A 20,571-nucleotide genomic window follows, 5' to 3' on the forward strand; every position below is an offset into this window, starting at 1 on the left:
TCACATGAAAATCTGCGGCATCGAAATCAAAGGCAGCGAAGCCATCATCGCCGTGGCCTCCCTCGACGATCAGGTCCTGAGCCACGTCGCTCTAGCCACCAAGAAAATTGCCCTCGACGATGACGACGAAGCCGCCAACGTCAAAGTGTTTGCTGCTCAGGTGGCGTCGTTTGTGCGCGAGAATTCCATCGACCGGATCGTGATCAAGAAGCGCAGCAAGAAAGGTGAGTTCGCCGGTGGGCCGACTACATTCAAGATTGAGGGCATTTTTCAGTTGCTGGAGAGTTGCGAGGTGACGTTGCTGTCGCCGCAGACGATCAATGCGCAGAACAAGAAGTTTGACTTTGCGCTGCCGGAGACGCTGAACAAGTATCAGCATGAGGCTTACAAGGCGGCCTGTTCCGCCCTGATGAAGAAATAACACCCAAGCAGATCCCCCGTGGGAGTGAGCCTGCTCGCGATAGCGGTCCGTCATTCAAGTTGATGTTGATGATCCACCGCTATCGCGAGCAAGCTCGCTCCTACAGGGGATCTTCTGTGTTCAGACGAGCTCCCGCCCGTCTCCCAATCGTCGTCGATCCTCCCGCGGACACCGCGCAAACCGTGCCCGATAACTGCGGGTGAAATACGACGGCGATTCAAACCCGCACGCAATGCTCACTTCCAGCACGCTCATGTCCGTCTGCCGCAGCAACTGCCGCGCCTTCTCCAACCGTAATCGCAGGTAGAAATTGCTCGGTGTGTCGTTCAGGTGCAACCGAAACAATCGCTCCAACTGCCGCCGCGTCACCTTGATCGAGTCGGCCAATTCCAGCGTGCTCAGCGGCGGTTCGCTGTGCTGCTCCATCTCGCCGATCACATGCACCAGTTTCTTGTTGCTGATGCCATAACGCGTGGCGACTTCCATGCGCTGGTGGTCTTTGCGCGGGCGGATGCGGCCGAGCACGAATTGCTCGCTGACCTGGATCGCCAGTTCCGGGCCGTGGGCCTGGCTGATGAGGTCGAGCATCAGGTCGATGGAAGCGGTACCGCCGGCGGAGGTGATGCGCCGGCGGTCGATCTCGAACAGCTCCTGGGTGACGCTGAGCTGCGGATAGGACTCCTTGAACGCGTCGATGGCTTCCCAGTGCAGGGTCAGGCGATGGCCGTCGAGCAGGCCGGCTTCGGCGAGGACGAAACTGCCGGTGTCGATGGCGCCGAGGGTCACCCCTTCGTTGTCCAGGCGGCGCAACCAGTGTTCCAGCGCCGGGGTTGCGAATTTCAGGGGTTCGAAGCCGGCGACCACCAATAGCGTTGCGCCTTTCTTCAGCGGTTCCAGCGCCGCATCGGCGTTGACCGACATGCCGTTGCTGGCCAATACCGCCCCGCCGTCCGCGCTGAGCACATGCCAGCGGTAAAGCTCGCCACGAAAGCGATTGGCGACCCGCAGCGGCTCGATGGCCGAGATAAAACCGATGGCCGAGAAACCCGGCATCAACATGAAGTAGAAATCCTGGGACATGGAGCGCACTCGATAGGCGGGTAGCGTGTGGACGTTGATACGCCAGTTACACGCGGCATTCAAGAGCGCAGGTCGCTGCAGTGCAAGAGCTGGTCGCCGCAGTGCGCTTTAGCGGGCCCTAAGCTGCGTAACTTGGTCATCACCGGCGCACGAAGATGCCGGAACCCACAATAACGACCTGCCGAGGAACCCGACATGAAACGACTGATCAGCAGCTGTGTTCTTGCACTCAGCGGTACCGCTTTCTTGAGCGCCAGCGTCATGGCGGCCGAACCTGCTTCATGCCAGAACGTGCGCATGGGCGTTGTGAACTGGACCGACGTGATCGCCACCAGTGCCATGACCCAAGTCCTGCTCGATGGCCTCGGCTACAACACCAAACAAACCAGCGCTTCCCAGCAAATCATCTTCGCCGGGATCCGCGACCAGCGCCTGGACTTGTTCCTGGGCTACTGGAACCCGCTGATGACCCAGACCATCACGCCGTTCGTCGCGGCCAATCAGGTCAAGGTGCTTGAGGCGCCGAGCCTGAAAGACGCTCGCGCCACCCTTGCCGTACCGACGTATCTCGCCGACAAGGGCCTGAAAACCTTTGCCGACATCGCCAAGTTTGAAAAGGAACTGGGCGGCAAGATCTACGGTATCGAGCCAGGTTCAGGTGCCAACACCCAGATCAAGGCGATGATCGCCAAGAACCAGTTTGGCCTCGGCAAGTTCCAGTTGGTCGAGTCCAGTGAGGCCGGCATGCTCGCGGCGGTGGATCGCGCCGTGCGACGCAAAGAGGCCGTGGTGTTCTTCGGCTGGGCGCCGCACCCGATGAACGTCAACGTGCAAATGACTTATCTAACCGGCAGCGAAGACGCTCTGGGCCCGAACGAAGGCATGGCCACGGTCTGGACCGTCACCTCGCCGAACTACGCACAGCAATGCCCGAACATCGGCCGTTTGCTGAGCAACCTGACCTACACCGCCGAAGACGAGAGCCGGATGATGCAGCCGCTGCTGGATCACAAAGACGCCTTCGAATCGGCCAAGCAATGGCTGAAAGATCACCCACAAGACAAGCAACGCTGGCTCGAAGGCGTGACCACCTTCGATGGCAAACCGGCGGCTGACAACCTGAAACTGACCACCAAATAAACCCGATTGAACCACCGACTCGCAGCCCGACCGGGCTGCGAACGGAATCATCACGCCTGTAAGGAACCGCCTCATGAACCACGACGTCATCATCACCTGCGCACTCACCGGTGCTGGCGACACGACCAGCAAGAGCCCACACGTGCCGGTCACCCCGAAACAAATCGCCGCTGCCGCCGTGGAAGCCGCCAAGGCCGGCGCCACTGTCGTTCACTGCCACGTTCGCAACCCCGAAACCGGCAAATTCAGCCGTGATGTAGCGCTGTATCGCGAAGTGATGGAGCGCATTCGCGAGGCGGACGTCGACATCATCGTCAACCTCACCGCCGGCATGGGCGGCGACCTGGAAATCGGCGCGGGCGAAAACCCGATGGAGTTCGGCCCGAACACTGACCTGGTCGGCCCGCTGACCCGTCTGGCCCACGTTGAAGAGCTACTGCCGGAAATCTGCACCCTCGATTGCGGCACCCTGAACTTCGGCGACGGCGACACCATTTACGTGTCCACCCCGGCCCAGTTACGTGCTGGCGCCAAACGCATTCAAGAGCTGGGCGTGAAGGCCGAGCTGGAAATTTTCGACACCGGTCACCTGTGGTTCGCCAAGCAGATGATCAAGGAAGGGTTGCTCGACGACCCGTTGTTCCAGCTGTGCCTGGGCATCCCGTGGGGCGCTCCGGCCGACACCACCACCATGAAAGCCATGGTCGACAACCTGCCTGCCAATGCGGTCTGGGCCGGTTTCGGCATCGGTCGCATGCAAATGCCAATGGCCGCACAAGCGGTGCTGCTCGGCGGCAACGTGCGGGTCGGTCTGGAAGACAACATCTGGCTGGACAAAGGCGTACTGGCGACCAACGGCCAACTGGTCGAGCGCGCCTCGGAAATCCTCAGCCGTCTCGGCGCCCGTGTTCTGACGCCGGCGGAAGGCCGGGCAAAAATGGGCCTGACCAAGCGCGGTTGACCGCTAATCACACTTAACCCTGTGGGAGCGAGCTTGCTCGCGATAGCGTCGGTACATCCAGTGCAACTTTTGCAGCCGGAATACCGTCATCGCGAGCAAGCTCGCTCCCACAAAGGATCACCGAATTCTTTAGGACGTCGCCATGAGCTTTATCACCGAAATCAAAACCTTCGCAGCCTTGGGCAGCGGTGTCATCGGCAGCGGTTGGGTGTCCCGCGCCCTCGCCCACGGCCTCGACGTGGTGGCCTGGGACCCGGCGCCCGGTGCCGAAGCCGCGCTGCGCAAACGCGTCGCCAATGCCTGGGGCGCTTTGGAGAAACAGGGCCTTGCGCCAGGTGCATCGCAGGATCGGTTGCGCTTTGTCGCAACCATTGAAGAATGCGTTCGTGACGCGGACTTCATTCAGGAAAGCGCCCCTGAGCGTCTGGACCTGAAACTGGAACTGCACAGCAAAATCAGCGCAGCGGCCAAGCCCAATGCCTTGATCGGTTCCAGTACTTCCGGCCTGTTGCCGAGCGAGTTTTACGAGAGTTCGACGCACCCGGAACGTTGCGTGGTCGGGCACCCGTTCAACCCGGTTTACCTGCTGCCGCTGGTGGAAGTGGTCGGTGGCAAAAACACGGCGCCTGAAGCGGTTCAAGCGGCGATGAAAGTGTATGAATCCTTAGGCATGCGTCCACTGCATGTGCGCAAGGAAGTGCCGGGTTTTATCGCTGACCGCTTGCTCGAAGCGCTGTGGCGTGAGGCGCTGCACCTGGTTAACGACGGCGTGGCGACCACTGGTGAAATCGACGATGCAATCCGCTTTGGCGCGGGCCTGCGTTGGTCGTTCATGGGCACATTCTTGACCTACACACTGGCGGGTGGCGATGCGGGTATGCGGCACTTCATGGCGCAATTCGGGCCGGCGTTGCAATTGCCGTGGACGTACCTGCCAGCACCGGAACTGACCGACAAGTTGATCGATGATGTGGTGGATGGCACCAGCGATCAGTTGGGCACGCACAGCATTTCGGCGCTGGAGCGCTATCGTGATGATTGCTTGCTGGCGGTGCTGGAGGCGGTGAAGACCACCAAAGAGAAGCATGGGATGGCGTTTGCCGACTGATAGTGATCGGCTTGAAATCCCCCCCTCACCCTAACCCTCTCCCCAGAGGGTAGAGGGAACTGACCGAGGTGTACTTAGAGCGACATCGACCTGAAAGAACTGAGTCGAACTCAGGCTTTGAAAAGCATGGAGATCGGCCCCCTTTCCCCCTCTCCCCTATGGGGAGAGGGCTGGGGTGAGGGGTGGATCTTGAACCATAAACACATTCCCACCTCCCGGACCCCCAATCATGCCCACCCTCACCACCTACCAAACCAAAATCATCCCCGACTGGGTCGACTACAACGGCCACCTGCGCGATGCCTTTTACCTGCTGATTTTCAGCTACGCCACCGACGCCCTGATGGACCGCCTGGGCATGGACAGCAACAACCGCGAAGCCAGCGGCAACTCGCTGTTCACCCTCGAACTGCACCTCAATTACCTGCACGAAGTGAAGCTCGACGCCGACGTCGAGGTGCGCACTCAAATCATCGGCCACGACAGCAAACGCCTGCACCTCTATCACAGCCTGCATCTGGTCGGCGACGACAAGGAACTGGCGGGCAACGAACAAATGCTCCTGCACGTGGACCTCGCCGGGCCGCGCTCCGCACCGTTCAGCGAAGACACTTTGAGCAAGCTGCAAGCCATCGTCGCCGAGCAAACCGACCTGCCTGCCCCTGAGTACATTGGCCGAGTGATCGCGTTACCCCCTAAAAAATAACAAGGAGATCGCCATTGAACACCGCCGCTTTTGCCGACTTCCGTACCTACCCGTTGATCAGCGCGTTGACCGCCGTACACACCCTGGCGGACCGAATACAAGTGAAGTGGGCCGATGACCGTGTCAGCCCGTTCCATCATCAGTGGCTGCGGGACAACTGTCCGTGCCCGCTGTGCGTCTACACCGTGACCCGCGAGCAAGTGCTGGAAATCGTCGACGTCGCAGAGGACCTCACGCCAACAGAGGCAAACGTCGATGTCGAAGGTTGCCTCAGTATCGAATGGCAGGACGGCCATCTCAGCCGCTTCGATCCGGGCTGGCTGCGGGCTCACGCCTATGACGATGAATCCCGCGCCGAACGCCGGGCCGGCAAACCAAAATCCAAACTGTGGAAAAGCGACTTGCAGCTGCCGGTATTCGAATACCAGGCGCTGATAAACAACAACGACGCCTTGCTGCAATGGCTGCTGGCTGTGCGCGATATCGGCCTGACTCAAGTGCGCGGCGTGCCCACCGAACCCGGCTCACTGAAACTGATCGCCCAGCGGATTTCCTTCATCCGCGAGAGCAATTTTGGCGTGCTGTTCAACGTGCAATCCAAAGCCGATGCCGACAGCAATGCCTATACCGCTTTCAACCTGCCGCTGCACAGCGACCTGCCAACCCGGGAGTTGCAACCGGGACTGCAATTTCTGCATTGCTTGGTCAATGACGCGGACGGTGGCGAGAGTATTTTCGTCGACGGCTTTGCCATCGCCCATGCGTTGCGCGAGGAGGATCCCGAGTCATTCAAGGCCCTGTGTGAAATCCCCGTGGAGTTTCGCAACAAGGACCGCCACAGCGACTACCGCTGCCTGGCACCGATCATCGCCCTCGATGCGTTGGGGCAGGTTTCGGAGATCCGCATGGCGAACTTTCTGCGGGGGCCATTTGATGCGTCTATCGAAGACATGCCCAAGCTATACCGGGCTTATCGGCGGTTTATTGCGATGGCTCGCGAGTCGCGGTTTCGGGTGATGACGCGGCTCAATCCCGGCGAGTTGTGGTGCTTCGACAACCGCCGCACCCTCCACGCCCGCAACGCCTTCGACCCCGCCAGCGGCGCCCGGCATTTCCAGGGGTGCTATGTCGATCGTGACGAGTTGTTGTCACGAATCCTGGTGTTACAGCGTTAAACCGCGTCATCGTTCATCGCGAGCAAGCTCGCTCCCACAGGGGAATGCAATCCCATGTGGGAGCGAGCTTGCTCGCGATGGCGTCAGTCCAATCAACACTTCCATACCTGATTCACAGGCAAAAAAAACCCCGATCAAGCCGTGACAGGATCGGGGCAGAAGTGGGTACTGTTGAGGAGCCGTTGCGCGAGGGTGACCAAACCTTCGTGAAGCCAGCTGAATCCAGTGTGCCCACTCTCCCCTCTGGCAAGTTAGCCGAAAACGACCTGTTCATAGGTATCGCGGCCATTGCGACAAATCGTCCTTGCCGACGCCCCCTACCCCTACGAGAATCGAGCCACGACACCGTTCCCTGAAGAAGGATTGCGTCATGATGTACGCCGATTTGATTGACCAGGAAGACCTGTTGGGCCAGCTGAAATCGTTGGGTTTTCAAGTACCGAACGGCGCCACAGCCGAGCAGGCTTGCGAGTGCGCAGTGCGAGGCTTGAACGATGAACGGGCGATAGTCCTGCGGACTATGGTCAAGCAGATGTACACCAGCAGCGCGACCATCCTGCCGGCCGTGCGCCAGGCCATCGATAGGCAATTGCTGCCCGCGCTGGCGGAGTATCAACAGAGCCGTAGCGCCTGATAGAACCCATCGTCGGAACGCCGCCCGGAGCAAGCTCGCTCCCACAGTTGACCGCATTCCCCTGAGAGAACTCGGCCAATGTGGGAGCGAGCTTGCTCGCGATGAAGCCAACCCGGTCTTAGAGCCTTACGCTGGCGAACGTCGACTCATTACGCGCCTGACTCAACGCCGACAACGGCCCGGACAACGGTGACAACACCAGTGCTTGCGGCAGCGGCATCATCGCAACCTGTTGCGTGGTGTTGGAACCTACGCGTTCGTCACGCGGCGGAATGCCGAAGTATTCGCGGTAGCACTTGGAGAAGTGCGGCGTAGACACGAAGCCACACACCGACGCCACTTCGATGATCGACATCGGCGTTTGCTTGAGCAGCTGCCGGGCGCGGATCAAGCGCAGTTTCAGGTAGTAACGCGACGGCGAGCAGTGCAGGTATTTCTGGAACAGCCGCTCCAGCTGACGACGCGACACGGCGACATACACCGCCAGTTCGTCGAGGTCGATCGGCTCTTCCAGGTTGGCCTCCATCAGCGCGACGATTTCCTGCAACTTCGGCTGGTTGGTACCGAGCATGTGCTTGAGCGGCACACGCTGGTGATCCTGCTCGTTGCGGATGCGCTCGTAGACGAACATTTCCGAGATCGCGGCCGACAGTTCACGACCGTGATCGCGGCTGATCAGGTGCAGCATCATGTCCAGCGGCGCGGTGCCACCGGAGCTGGTGAAACGGTTACGGTCGAGGGTGAACAGACGAGTACTCATGGCCACACGCGGGAAAGCTTCCTGCATAGCGGCCAGGCATTCCCAGTGCACGCTGCAATCGAAACCGTCCAACAAACCGGCGCAGGCCAGGGCCCAGCTACCGGTGCAGACCGCGCCCAGACGCTTGGACTGACGCGCCTGGCTTTGCAGCCATGACACGTGTTCACGGGTAACAGTGCGTTGAATACCAATACCGCCACAGACAATGATGGTGTCCATGGGAGGCGCTTTGTGCATGGAGGCGTCGGGGGTGATCTGCAGACCGTCACTGGCCCAGACCTGACCACCGTCGACGGTCAGTGTGGTCCAGCGATACAGCTCGCGGCCGGACAATTGGTTGGCCATGCGCAGGGGTTCTACTGCGGAGGCCAGAGAAATAAGCGTGAAATTGTCCAGCAGCAAAAAGCCGATGGATTGAGGCGCACGGTTCTGGGGTTGGGCCCCGGAGTTGAACGTCGTCATCGCGGTATCTCCTCACACAAAGCGGGTGATGGCCTCAGGCGGAGGCTCTTGTTATTGCCATCGTTCTCGCGTGGGAGACGGGCTTTGTAATGACAGAGCAAATGCCATGCCTAAAGTTGAATGGCCGTTCAATAACTCCTGAAAACGACGTCGCGCCGCGTCTATATAAGCCGCGCCGCGAGTGGGGGTTATAACTGCCATTATCGGCGGGAGGCGCTCTGCCCCGTTGGGCGTGAGCAAATCGGTAGCACTTGTGGGAACAGGGCTACAGCGACCTGGTGAAGAGTGTCACCGCAAGCACAGGTGACAGGCGGTAATGGCCAACTTGGATCCCTGACCTGGGTGAAGTCGCTTATCTGTAAGCGACGCTCTAAAAGGTGGCGCGTTTTGATTCCGGTGTTCACTTAGCGCGCAGTTTTGACTGGTCTAGTGTGGCAAATGAGGTATCTGTGGCGAGGGGGCTTGCCCCCGTTCGGCTGCGCAGCAGCCGCAAAGATTTCAGGGCCGCTGCGCGACCCAGCGGGGGCAAGCCCCCTCGCCACAAAAGCCCCTCGCCACAGGTCAACTCGGTCTCAGCACTCAACCGCGCTAACCGCCAACCCACCCCGCGATGTCTCTTTATATTTGTCATGCATGTCCGCGCCGGTATCACGCATGGTGCGAATCACCCGATCCAGCGAGATAAAGTGCTGACCATCCCCGCGCAGCGCCATCTGCGCCGCGTTGATCGCCTTCACCGCGGCAATCGCATTGCGCTCGATGCACGGCACTTGAACCAGCCCGCCCACCGGGTCGCAAGTCAGGCCAAGGTTGTGTTCCAGGCCGATTTCCGCCGCGTTGCACAGTTGCTCCGGCGTCGCGCCGAGAATCTCCGCCAACCCCGCCGCCGCCATCGCACAGGCCGAACCGACTTCGCCCTGGCAACCGACTTCGGCACCGGAAATCGAAGCGTTCTTCTTGCACAGAATCCCGACCGCTGCCGCGCTGAGGAAATAGTCGACCACGTTGGCGTCGGTCACCACCTCGCTGAACTTCATAAAGTAGTGCAGCACCGCCGGAATGATCCCCGCCGCGCCATTGGTCGGTGCCGTGACCATGCGCCCGCCAGCGGCGTTTTCTTCGTTGACCGCCAGGGCGAACAGGTTGACCCACTCCATGGCGCTCAAGGTCGAGCCGATGACGTTGGGTTTGCCCAGCTCTTGCAGGCTGCGGTGCAACCTGGCCGCACGACGGCGCACATTCAGGCCGCCGGGCAAGATACCTTCGTGCTTGAGGCCTTGCTCCACGCAATCCTGCATGGCGCGCCAGAGTGTCATCAGGCCAGCGCGGATTTCCTCTTCGCTGCGCCAGACCTTCTCGTTAGCCATCATCAATTCGGCGACGCGCAGGTTGTGCTTCTGGCAGAGGCTCAGCAGTTCGACGGCGCTGGAGAAATCGTACGGCAGCACAGTGCGGTCCAGATCGACCACTCCGCTTGAAGCCTGCGCCTCATCAACGACAAAACCGCCGCCGATGGAGTAGTAGGTGTCGCGATGCAGCTCGCCGTCATCGCCTTCGACGATCAGCGTCATGGCGTTAGGGTGGAACGGCAGGTTCTCGTCGACCAGGCGCATGTCCCGGGCCCAGATGAACGGGACCGACAAACGACCGTCGAGCAACAGCGTGTGGGTTTCGCGCAGGGTTTCGATGCGAATTCCGATTTGTGACGGATCGATCGCGTCCGGCCACTCGCCCATCAGGCCCATGATCACGGCGTTGTCGCTGCCGTGACCGATGCCGGTGGCCGACAACGAACCATAAAGCTGAACTTCGACGCGCCGTACTTGTTCCAAAAGACCCTGCTCACGCAAACCTTGCACGAACAACGCCGCGGCCCGCATAGGTCCCACGGTGTGCGAACTGGAAGGGCCGATGCCGATTTTGAACAGGTCGAAAACACTGATAGCCATTACTGCCGAACTCCTGGATGTGCCAACTCCAGACGCAAAAGCGCCCAGTGACGGAGCTGCTACGCTCAAGCTGCAATCCGCCGAGATGGCCGCATCATCAGGCTTTTGTCATGTCGTTCGACGTCTCACACCGACGCACTCATGCCCACCAACGCCGCGAGGCTTTGACGCTACGTTTTCGCCGTTTTTTTGCGGATCAGAGGGGCAAAGTGGGCTGAAAAAAGCTGTAAACGACGTCACCGACACTGGATGCGACCATCCCTGTACTGGTTACGACGCACCCTGTAGGCGTCAGATTTTCACTGGTACATGATCGTATCGACTCGATTGCAAGGCGCCGTGGTAGAGATGTCTCCAAAACGCCATCCAACCGCAACCTATAAGTGCGGTGGTCCAGTCGGAACACTGCCAAAAAAAACACCAAGGAGTCCATCCATGAAAGGTTCCCCGTCGTTGTTGTTGGCCGCCATGCTGAGTCTGCCGTTACTGGCTCAAGCTGCAGAACCCGCTCAGTGCAGCACCGTAAACTTCTCCGATGTCGGCTGGACTGACATTACCGTCACCACCGCCACCACCAGCGTCGTTCTCGATGCCCTGGGCTACAAGACCAAAACCACGATGATTTCCGTTCCGGTGACCTACAAGTCCCTGGCCGACGGCAAGAACATGGACGTGTTCCTGGGTAACTGGATGCCGACCATGGAAAACGACATCAAGGCCTACCGTGATGCCGGCACCGTGGAGACCCTGCGCGCCAACCTGGAAAACGCAAAATACACACTCGCCGTCCCCGAAGAGTTGTATAACAAGGGTCTGAAAGATTTCGCCGACATCGCCAAGTTCAAGAAAGAACTCGACGGCAAGATCTATGGCATCGAACCAGGCAACGACGGCAACCGCCTGATCCAGAGCATGATCGACAAGAACGCCTTCGGCTTGAAAGACGCCGGCTTCAAGGTGGTCGAGTCCAGCGAGGCAGGCATGCTCTCGCAAGTCGATCGCGCCCAGCGCCGCAACACCGCCGTGGTGTTCCTGGGCTGGGAACCGCACCCGATGAACACGCGTTTCAAGATGAAGTACCTGACTGGCGGCGACGACTTCTTCGGCCCCAACTTCGGTCAGGCGACCATCTTCACCAACACCCGCAAGGGTTACGCGCAGGAATGCAGCAACGTCGGTCAGTTGCTGAAAAACCTGGTGTTCACCCTCGACATGGAAAGCACGCTGATGGGCAACGTCCTGGACGACAAAATGAAGCCTGATGCGGCCGCCAAGGCCTGGCTGAAAAAGAATCCACAGGTGCTCGATACCTGGCTCGCTGGCGTGACCACCATTGACGGTAAACCAGGCCTGGAGGCCGTGAAAGCCAAGCTCGCGCAGCCTTGAATTAAGAAGCACCGCTTACGCCGGGCGGGTTCGCTCGCCCGGGCTGTTTATTTCCTTGCATGCGGACGTTCACTACCATGCTGATTGATCAGAAAATACCTCTAGGCCAGTACATCGCGGGATTCGTTGAATGGTTGACGCAACACGGCGCCAACACCTTCGACGCAATCGCCGTGTCACTGGAAACGATGATCCACGGCGTGACTTTTGCGCTGACCTGGTTCAACCCGCTGGCATTGATCGGCCTCATCGCGCTACTGGCACACTTCATTCAACGAAAGTGGGGCCTGACCGTTTTTGTCATCGCCTCCTTCCTGCTGATCCTCAACCTGGGGTACTGGCAGGAAACCATGGAAACCCTTGCCCAGGTGTTGTTCGCCACCCTGGTCTGCGTGGTCATCGGCGTGCCGTTGGGCATTGTCGCCGCGCATAAACCGATGTTTTACACACTGATGCGTCCGGTGCTCGATCTGATGCAGACCGTACCGACCTTCGTGTACCTCATTCCTACCCTGACCCTCTTCGGTCTGGGTGTGGTCCCGGGTCTGATTTCTACGGTGGTGTTCGCGATTGCCGCACCTATCCGCCTGACTTACCTGGGTATTCGCGATGTTCCCGCAGAACTGATGGACGCCGGCAAAGCCTTCGGCTGCTCGCGCCGTCAACTGCTCGCACGCATCGAACTGCCCTACGCCATGCCAAGCATCGCGGCCGGTATCACCCAGTGCATCATGCTGTCGTTGTCGATGGTGGTGATCGCGGCACTGGTAGGCGCCGACGGCCTGGGCAAACCCGTGGTCAACGCACTGAACACTGCTGATATCGCCCTGGGCTTCGAAGCCGGCCTGGCGATCGTACTGCTGGCGATCATGCTCGACCGTATCTGCAAACAACCCGAAGCCAAAGTAGGGGGTGACGCATGAGCATTATTCGCTTCGAAGACGTCGACGTAATCTTCTCCAAAGACCCGCGCGAGGCCTTGAAACTCCTCGACCAGGGCATGACCCGCGACCAGATCCTGAAAAAGACCGGGCAGATTGTTGGCGTTGAAAAGGCCAGCCTGGACGTCGAAAAGGGTGAAATCTGTGTACTGATGGGCCTGTCCGGCTCCGGCAAGTCCAGCTTGCTGCGCTGCATCAACGGCCTCAATACCGTCAGCCGCGGCAAGTTGTTCGTCGAGCACGAAGGCAAGCAGATCGACATCGCTTCCTGCACCCCGGCGGAACTGAAAATGATGCGCACCAAGCGCATTGCGATGGTGTTCCAGAAGTTCGCCCTGATGCCTTGGCTGACCGTTCGCGAGAACATCAGCTTCGGTCTGGAAATGCAGGGTCGTCCGGAGAAGGAACGGAAAAAACTGGTCGATGAAAAACTTGAGCTGGTGGGCCTGACCCAGTGGCGCAACAAGAAGCCGGACGAGCTCTCCGGTGGTATGCAGCAACGTGTGGGTCTGGCCCGCGCACTGGCGATGGATGCCGACATTCTGCTGATGGACGAACCGTTCTCGGCCCTTGACCCGCTGATCCGCCAAGGCCTGCAAGACGAACTGCTGGAACTGCAAAGCAAGCTGAACAAAACCATCGTGTTCGTGAGCCACGACCTCGATGAAGCCCTGAAGCTCGGCAGCCGTATCGCAATCATGAAAGACGGCCGGATCGTCCAGTACAGCAAACCGGAAGAGATCGTATTGAACCCTGCGGATGATTACGTGCGGACCTTCGTCGCCCACACCAACCCGCTGAACGTACTGTGCGGTCGCAGCCTGATGCGCACCCTGGACAACTGCAAACGCATCAACGGTTCGGTGTGCCTCGATCCGGGCGGCGATTCGTGGCTGGACCTGGCCGAAGGCAACACCATAAAAGGCGCACGCCAGAATGGCGCGAGCCTGGACCTGCAGAACTGGATCCCCGGGCAAGCGGTTGAAGGGCTGGGTCGTCGTCCAACGCTGGTGGATTCGAACATCGGCATGCGCGACGCGCTGCAGATTCGATATCAGACGGGTAATAAGCTGGTGCTGCACGACAACAACAAAGTGGTCGGGATTCTCGGTGACAGTGAGCTGTATCACGCACTGCTCGGCAAGAACCTGGGTTAAGGCAACACACACAAAAACGCCGCGAGAGGATCGCGGCGTTTTTGTTTATGGGGTATCGGATGATGCAGTATTGAAGTTGAAACCCCAATCGCCAGCAGGCTGGCTCCCACATTGGAATGCATTCTCTTGTGGGAGCCAGCCTGCTGGCGATGAATCCGACGCGGTGCTTCAGACAGAAACACTGCGTCCTATCGAAACTCAGCTATAGACACGGCCAAGGAGCTGCCGATGGCTTTCAAACTGATCGAGCACGTCACGGGTGATCTGATCCTGAGTGAAGCCCATCAAGTCGTAGTCCTGGCTGCCGTTGTGCAGGTACACCTCGGCGCGGTAGTAACGTGCACGCGGTTCATCAGCACTTTCAGCCGAGACCGTGTCGCTCGCCGCCGCCAGGTAGCCATCCAGGCTCACTTCATAGACAAAAGGGTTGCCCTCTTCCATCTCGATGCGCACGCCCATGCAACGCTTGGATTTACCCAACAACGTTTGCACTTCCAGGCCTTGACCGCGCAATTGCACCGCCGCCTCTTCCAGCGCCGGGCTGACTTGCTTGTCCATGAAACGCTGAACAATCGACTGATTCGGCTGCAAGTCCAGCTGCGTCAAACGCTCGCTGAAACCACGACGACCACGCGCTGCGAGCTCCGCTTGCTCCTGTTCGATCTGCACGTCCTGGCGCATCGCCTTGTGCAAGCCGAACATGAAGAACACCAGCACCACCGAGAACGGCAGACCGGCCAGCACCACCATGGTTTGCATGGCTTCGAAGTTACCGGCGAACAGCAGGCCGATGGTCACCAGCGTGATCACCGCCGACCAGAAGATCCGCAGCCAGTGCGGGGCGTCTTCGTCGACGTTGCCACCCTTGCAGGAAAGGTTCGCCATCATCACCGCGCCGGAATCCGCCGGGGTCAGGAACAGCACGAAACCGACAAAAATCGACACGCCGATTACGATCTTCGACGCCGGGTAATGCTCCAGCAACTGGTAGATCGCCATCGACGGCTGTTCCAGCGCCGTCTTGCCGAGTTCCACCGCCCCATGGTTCATCACCAGGTCCAGGGCCGAGTTACCGAAGATCGACAGCCACGCGAGAGTGAAACCCAGCGGGATCAGCAGCACGCCGGCTACCAGTTCACGCACCGTGCGACCACGGGAAATACGCGCGATGAACATGCCCACGAATGGTGCCCAGGAAATCCACCAGGCCCAGTAGAACAGGGTCCACAGGCCCAACCAGCGGTCAGACTTCTCACTGTCGCCTTCGTACACATAGAGGTCGAACGTCTTCAGCACCACGCCGTTCAGGTAGTCGCCGACGTTTTGCACGAAGCCGTTGAGCAAGTGCAGGGTCGGGCCGAACAACAACACGAAAATCAGCAGGCCGCTGAACAGCACGATGTTCAGGTTGGACAGACGGCGAATACCGTTTTCCACGCCAGACACAGCCGCGATGGTCGCCACGGTGCTCATCACGATGATCACGATCAGCAGGTTGGTGTTGCTGTGTTCCATGCCGAACAGGTTTTCAAGCCCCGACGACACCTGCAGCGAACCAATCCCCAGGTTCGTCACCAGACCCAGCAGGGTCACGAACATACCGAAACCGTCCACCGCGTGACCCGCGGCGCCTTTGACCCAACGCTCGCCGACCAGCGGATACAGCGCCGAACGCAACGCCAGCGGCTGGTTATGACGGTAAGCAAAATAGGCCACGGCCAGGCCGACCAATGCGTAGATCGCCCAGCCGTGCAGGCCCCAGTGCAGGAAGGTCAGTTGCACCGCCTGACGCGCAGCGAGGTTGCTGCCGGCGACGCCTTCCGGCGGATTGAAGTAGTGGTCCAGCGGCTCGGAGGCACCGAAGTACAGCAGCGAAATGCCGATACCCGACGAGAACAGCATCCCTGCCCAGGCGCCGTAGCTGAAGTCCGGGGTGTCGTCCTTGCTGCCCAGTTTGAGCTTGCCGTAGGACGAAAACGCCAGACCGACCACGAAGACCAGGTAAGCGGCGATCACCACCATGTAGTACCAGCCGAAGCTGCGGGACAACCAGGCCTGGGCAATACCAAGCAATCTGCCGGCCTCTTGCGGGGCGATGATCAGAATGGCGGTCAACAACAGGATCAACGCGGTAGAGGTGTAGAACACCCAACCGTTGACCGTCACCTTCTCGGGTGGGGTCTTTATAAGAGAGGCAGAACTCATGGCACAGATGCTCCAGGCAGTGCGAGAGAAGAACACAAGGCAACGCGTTACCCGACCAATCGGTTAGTTGGCAGCCGACCAGCGGGTGATATAAAGACAGCCCGAAAAAAGCCCGAAGCCCGTGAGCGCCAGTGCGCGTGGGTTTCGAGCGTTTTCGGATGTCGTTTTTCCGCCAACTACGCGTAGGAAAAACCTGTAGGCAGCGACGAATTGTCGCAGATCTTATTCTTTGTTGATTGAACGTTCAATCAAAACAAAATAGACTGGCCTTCAATCCGATAGACGTTTTACGTCCGCCGGAAGGCCTAAGGAGATGTGCAAGATGCCCAAGGTCGGTATGCAACCCATCCGCCGCCAGCAGTTGATCGAAGCCACATTGCAGGCGGTCGATCAGGTCGGAATGGGGGACGCCAGCATTGCGCTGATCGCCCGCTTGGCCGGTGTCTCGAATGGCATCATCAGTCACTATTTTCAGGACAAGAACGGCCTGATCGCTGCCACGGCGCAGTACCTGATGAGTGTCCTCAGCGAGAACGTCACCGCGCGCCGTCAGGCGCTGGAGGACAGCAGCCCGCGGGCGCACCTCCAGGTGATCATCGAAGGCAACTTCGACGCCAGCCAGGTCAATGGCCCGGCAATGAAAACCTGGCTGGCCTTCTGGGCCACCAGCATGCACCACCCGTCTTTGCACAGGTTGCAGCGGATCAACGATCACCGTCTGTATTCCAACCTGTGCTGCCAGTTCCGCCGTGTATTGCCGCTTGATCAAGCGCGCAGTGCAGCCCGAGGCCTGGCAGCCCTCATTGACGGTTTGTGGTTGCGCGGCGCGCTGTCGGGAGATGCTTTCGACACCGAGCAGGCGCACCAGATCGCTTACGAATACATGGATTTCCAACTGGCCAAGCAGGTGAGTTAGAGCACACATAAAACGCTCAGCCCCTGAACTGCTGCTGATTGGTGTTGCCACAACCATATGGCATCACTCCAGTGGCCTACGCCAACCACTTATGCACTTGCGAGGACACTATGGCCCGTTTCGAACTGCAAAAACTCTACATCGATGGCGGTTACTCCGACGCCAGCAGCGACGCCACCTTCGAAGCCATCAACCCGGCTAACGGTGAAGTCCTCGCAACCGTACAGCGTGCGACCAAGGAAGACGTTGAGCGCGCCGTCGTCAGCGCCGAAAAGGGCCAGAAAATCTGGGCCGCGATGACTGCCATGGAGCGTTCGCGCATCCTGCGTCGTGCCGTCGACATCCTGCGCGAGCGCAACGATGAACTGGCCGCCCTGGAAACCCTGGACACCGGCAAGTCGTTCTCCGAAACCAAGTACGTCGACATCGTTACCGGCGCTGACGTGCTGGAGTACTACGCAGGTCTGGTTCCGGCCATCGAAGGCGAGCAGATCCCGCTGCGCACCACTTCGTTCGTCTACACCCGTCGCGAGCCGCTGGGCGTCGTGGCCGGTATCGGCGCATGGAACTACCCGATCCAGATCGCCCTGTGGAAATCCGCACCAGCCTTGGCGGCCGGTAACGCGATGATCTTCAAGCCAAGCGAAGTCACTTCCCTGACCACGCTGAAACTGGCCGAGATCTACACCGAAGCCGGCGTTCCGGCTGGCGTGTTCAACGTGCTGACCGGCAGCGGCCGTGAAGTCGGCACCTGGTTGACCGAGCACCCACGCATCGAAAAAATCTCCTTCACCGGCGGCACCGACACCGGCAAGAAGGTCATGGCCAGCGCTTCCGCCTCGTCGCTGAAAGACGTGACCATGGAACTGGGCGGCAAATCCCCGCTGATCATTTTCGACGACGCCGACCTCGATCGCGCCGCCGACACAGCCATGATGGCCAACTTCTACAGCTCCGGTCAGGTCTGCACCAACGGCACTCGCGTGTTCGTGCCGAGCCACCTGAAAGCCGCGTTCGAAGCCAAGATCGTTGAGCGCGTTGCGCGCATCCGCGTCGGCAACCCGGAAGACGAAAACACCAACTTCGGCCCGCTGGTCAGCTTCGCTCACATGGAAAGCGTGCTGGGTTACATCGCCAAAGGTAAGGAAGAAGGCGCTCGCGTCCTGTGCGGCGGTACTCGCCTGACCGACGGCGACTTCGCCAAAGGCGCGTTCGTGGCACCGACCGTGTTCACCGACTGCACCGACGAGATGACCATCGTTCGCGAAGAAATCTTCGGCCCGGTGATGAGCATCCTGACTTACGAAACCGAAGAAGAAGTGATCCGTCGCGCCAACGACACCGACTTCGGCCTGGCCGCTGGCGTTGTCACCAAAGACCTGAACCGCGCTCACCGCGTGATTCATCAACTGGAAGCCGGTATCTGCTGGATCAACGCCTGGGGCGAATCCGACGCGAAGATGCCGGTCGGCGGCTACAAGCAGTCGGGCGTGGGTCGTGAGAACGGCATCAGCTCGCTGAACAACTTCACACGCATCAAGTCGGTACAGGTCGAACTGGGCGATTACGCCTCGGTTTTCTAAGCAGGCATCTGCTTTGCCTGCGAGGCCGTCATCGCCAGCAGGCTGGCTCCCACAGGAGTACGCATTCCAATGTGGGAGCCAGCCTGCTGGCGATCGAGTGCGCAGCACTCGCGATGGCCAGACCTGACCAACTTCAATGAGGGTGCATTCAATGTCCCAAGAATTCGATTACATCATCATCGGTGCCGGCTCGGCCGGTAACACCCTGGCGACCCGTCTGACTGAAGACGAAGGCGTCACCGTCCTGCTGCTCGAAGCGGGCGGCCCGGACTACCGTTTAGACTTCCGCACGCAAATGCCGGCCGCTTTGGCGTTCCCGCTGCAAGGTCGTCGCTACAACTGGGGCTACGAAACCGATCCAGAGCCACACATGGACGGTCGCCGGATGGAATGCGGTCGCGGCAAGGGCCTGGGTGGTTCTTCGCTGATCAACGGCATGTGCTACATCCGCGGCAACGCGATGGACTACGACAACTGGGCCAAACTGCCAGGTCTTGAAGACTGGGACTACCTGAACTGCCTGCCGTATTTCCGCAAAGCGGAAACCCGTGACATCGGCGCGAACGACTACCACGGTGGCGAAGGTCCGGTCAGCGTGACCACGCCAAAAGCCGGCAATAACCCGCTGTTCAGCGCGATGGTTGAAGCCGGCGTACAAGCCGGTTACCCGCGTACCGAAGACCTGAACGGTTACCAGCAGGAAGGTTTCGGTCCGATGGACCGTACCGTGACGCCGAACGGCCGTCGCGCCAGCACCGCTCGCGGTTACCTGGACATCGCCAAGAAGCGCTCGACCCTGACCATCGTCACCCACGCCTTGACCGACAAGATCCTGTTCGAAGGCAAGCGTGCGGTCGGCGTGCGTTACCTGATCGGCTCCGCTGAAGAGCGCGTTGAAGCCCGCGCTCGCAAAGAAGTGTTGCTGTGCTCCGGCGCCATCGCTTCGCCGCAGATCCTGCAGCGTTCCGGCGTCGGCCCGGCCGAGCTGCTGAAAAAACTCGACATCCCGGTGGTCCACGACCTGCCGGGCGTGGGTGAAAACCTGCAGGATCACCTCGAGTTGTACCTGCAATACGCGTGCACCCAACCAGTCTCGCTGTACCCGTCGCTGCTCTGGTACAACCAGCCGGCCATCGGTGCCGAGTGGCTGTTCAATGGCACCGGCATCGGCGCCAGCAACCAGTTTGAAGCCGGCGGCTTTATCCGTACTCGCGAAGAGTTCGATTGGCCGAACATCCAGTACCACTTCCTGCCGGTGGCGATTAACTACAACGGCAGCAACGGTGTGAAAGAGCATGGTTTCCAGGCGCACATGGGTTCCATGCGTTCGCCGAGCCGTGGTCGGATTCAGGCCAAGTCGAAGGATCCGCGCGAGTACCCGAGCATCCTGTTCAATTACATGGCCACCGAGCAGGACTGGCAGGAATTCCGCGACGGCATCCGCCTGACCCGTGAAATCATGCAACAGCCGGCGCTGGACGCTTTCCGTGGCCGCGAAATCAGCCCGGGCATTGACGTGCAAACCGATGAACAGCTCGACCAGTTCATCCGCGAACACGCCGAAACTGCGTTCCACCCGTCCTGCTCGTGCAAGATGGGCACCGACGAAATGGCCGTGGTTGACGCAGAAGGTCGTGTCCACGGCATGCAGAGCCTGCGTGTGGTCGATGCCTCGATCATGCCGATCATCACCACCGGCAACCTGAACGCGCCGACGATCATGATCGCCGAGAAAATCGCCGACAAGATCCGTGGCCGCAAGCCGTTGCCGCGTAGCAAGGCCGCCTACTTCGTGGCCGGCGACGCGCCGGTGCGTGGCAAGCCGTTGCGTGATGTGAGCCTTACCGCTCAGTAATACCGTTACACCGCGTCATGGCCAATCGTCGGAACGCCGCCCGGAGCAGGCTCGCTCCCACAGGGGATCTTCAGTGAACACAGATTCTGTGAACACCCAAGATTAAATGTGGGAGCGAGCCTGCTCGCGATG

General features: G+C 59.8%; 17 protein-coding genes. 13 read left to right on the top strand and 4 right to left on the bottom strand.

Features of this window, described 5'->3' with window-relative positions; translation table 11 throughout:
- Positions 1–4: 4 nt before the first annotated feature.
- Positions 5–421, top strand: coding sequence for a DUF3010 family protein (locus ACA056_RS26635; protein ID WP_497268906.1), 417 nt, complete (start codon positions 5–7; stop codon positions 419–421).
- Positions 422–541: 120 nt separating this feature from the next.
- Here the strand turns inward: ACA056_RS26635 and ACA056_RS26640 are convergent, their stop codons facing one another.
- The gene (locus ACA056_RS26640; RefSeq protein WP_497268908.1) at positions 542–1,501 is read right to left on the bottom strand and encodes a GlxA family transcriptional regulator; all 960 of its coding nucleotides are present in this window, start codon (positions 1,499–1,501) and stop codon (positions 542–544) included.
- A gap of 195 nt (positions 1,502–1,696) precedes the next feature.
- Between ACA056_RS26640 and choX the strand changes: the two genes are divergently transcribed.
- The 6 genes from choX (at position 1,697) to ACA056_RS26670 (ending at position 7,225) form a co-directional block, all read left to right on the top strand.
- Positions 1,697–2,641: a choline ABC transporter substrate-binding protein gene (choX, locus tag ACA056_RS26645; protein ID WP_150658437.1), complete on the top strand. Its 945-nt coding sequence runs from the start codon at positions 1,697–1,699 to the stop codon at positions 2,639–2,641.
- Between the two features lie 73 nt (positions 2,642–2,714).
- Complete coding sequence (gene cdhC / locus ACA056_RS26650) at positions 2,715–3,602, top strand: 3-dehydrocarnitine:acetyl-CoA trimethylamine transferase CdhC (protein WP_140674841.1); 888 nt, start codon at positions 2,715–2,717, stop codon at positions 3,600–3,602.
- Between the two features lie 142 nt (positions 3,603–3,744).
- Complete coding sequence (locus ACA056_RS26655; RefSeq protein WP_077747265.1) at positions 3,745–4,710, top strand: L-carnitine dehydrogenase; 966 nt, start codon at positions 3,745–3,747, stop codon at positions 4,708–4,710.
- Positions 4,711–4,939: 229 nt separating this feature from the next.
- On the top strand, positions 4,940–5,416 hold the full coding sequence (locus ACA056_RS26660; protein ID WP_497268911.1) for a thioesterase family protein: 477 nt from the start codon (positions 4,940–4,942) through the stop codon (positions 5,414–5,416).
- 14 nt (positions 5,417–5,430) lie between these two features.
- Positions 5,431–6,591: a gamma-butyrobetaine dioxygenase gene (locus tag ACA056_RS26665; protein ID WP_497268913.1), complete on the top strand. Its 1,161-nt coding sequence runs from the start codon at positions 5,431–5,433 to the stop codon at positions 6,589–6,591.
- A 370-nt stretch (positions 6,592–6,961) separates the two neighbouring features.
- On the top strand, positions 6,962–7,225 hold the full coding sequence (locus ACA056_RS26670) for a hypothetical protein (protein ID WP_497268915.1): 264 nt from the start codon (positions 6,962–6,964) through the stop codon (positions 7,223–7,225).
- Between the two features lie 118 nt (positions 7,226–7,343).
- Here ACA056_RS26670 and gbdR read toward each other — a convergent pair whose 3' ends face one another.
- Together gbdR and ACA056_RS26680 are read right to left on the bottom strand one after the other, a co-directional pair.
- Positions 7,344–8,447: a choline metabolism transcriptional regulator GbdR gene (gbdR, locus tag ACA056_RS26675; protein ID WP_123368585.1), complete on the bottom strand. Its 1,104-nt coding sequence runs from the start codon at positions 8,445–8,447 to the stop codon at positions 7,344–7,346.
- Between the two features lie 572 nt (positions 8,448–9,019).
- Positions 9,020–10,396: an L-serine ammonia-lyase gene (locus tag ACA056_RS26680; RefSeq protein ID WP_497268917.1), complete on the bottom strand. Its 1,377-nt coding sequence runs from the start codon at positions 10,394–10,396 to the stop codon at positions 9,020–9,022.
- Between the two features lie 435 nt (positions 10,397–10,831).
- Here ACA056_RS26680 and ACA056_RS26685 point away from each other — a divergent pair, with 435 nt between their 5' ends.
- The 3 genes from ACA056_RS26685 to choV all read left to right on the top strand — a co-directional run bounded on the left by ACA056_RS26685 (position 10,832) and on the right by choV (position 13,880).
- On the top strand, positions 10,832–11,782 hold the full coding sequence (locus ACA056_RS26685; protein ID WP_010466989.1) for a choline ABC transporter substrate-binding protein: 951 nt from the start codon (positions 10,832–10,834) through the stop codon (positions 11,780–11,782).
- A gap of 77 nt (positions 11,783–11,859) precedes the next feature.
- Positions 11,860–12,705, top strand: coding sequence for a choline ABC transporter permease subunit (choW, locus tag ACA056_RS26690; RefSeq protein WP_282380591.1), 846 nt, complete (start codon positions 11,860–11,862; stop codon positions 12,703–12,705).
- Positions 12,702–13,880, top strand: a complete 1,179-nt coding sequence (gene choV / locus ACA056_RS26695; protein WP_283181978.1) for a choline ABC transporter ATP-binding protein — start codon at positions 12,702–12,704, stop codon at positions 13,878–13,880. Before choW ends, choV begins: the two co-directional genes overlap by 4 nt.
- A 198-nt stretch (positions 13,881–14,078) precedes the next feature.
- Here the strand turns inward: choV and ACA056_RS26700 are convergent, their stop codons facing one another.
- Positions 14,079–16,028, bottom strand: coding sequence for a BCCT family transporter (locus tag ACA056_RS26700; protein ID WP_497273602.1), 1,950 nt, complete (start codon positions 16,026–16,028; stop codon positions 14,079–14,081).
- Between the two features lie 379 nt (positions 16,029–16,407).
- On the opposite strand from ACA056_RS26700, the gene betI reads away from it, so the two are divergent.
- The 3 genes from betI to betA all read left to right on the top strand — a co-directional run bounded on the left by betI (position 16,408) and on the right by betA (position 20,439).
- Complete coding sequence (gene betI / locus ACA056_RS26705) at positions 16,408–17,001, top strand: transcriptional regulator BetI (protein WP_489264504.1); 594 nt, start codon at positions 16,408–16,410, stop codon at positions 16,999–17,001.
- A gap of 110 nt (positions 17,002–17,111) precedes the next feature.
- A complete protein-coding gene (gene betB, locus ACA056_RS26710) occupies positions 17,112–18,584 on the top strand; it encodes a betaine-aldehyde dehydrogenase (RefSeq protein ID WP_497268921.1) in 1,473 nt (490 codons plus the stop codon).
- 151 nt (positions 18,585–18,735) lie between these two features.
- Complete coding sequence (gene betA, locus ACA056_RS26715; protein WP_497268923.1) at positions 18,736–20,439, top strand: choline dehydrogenase; 1,704 nt, start codon at positions 18,736–18,738, stop codon at positions 20,437–20,439.
- The last annotated feature ends 132 nt before the right edge of the window (positions 20,440–20,571 follow it).

Source organism: Pseudomonas sp. LBUM1666 (assembly GCF_059695775.1).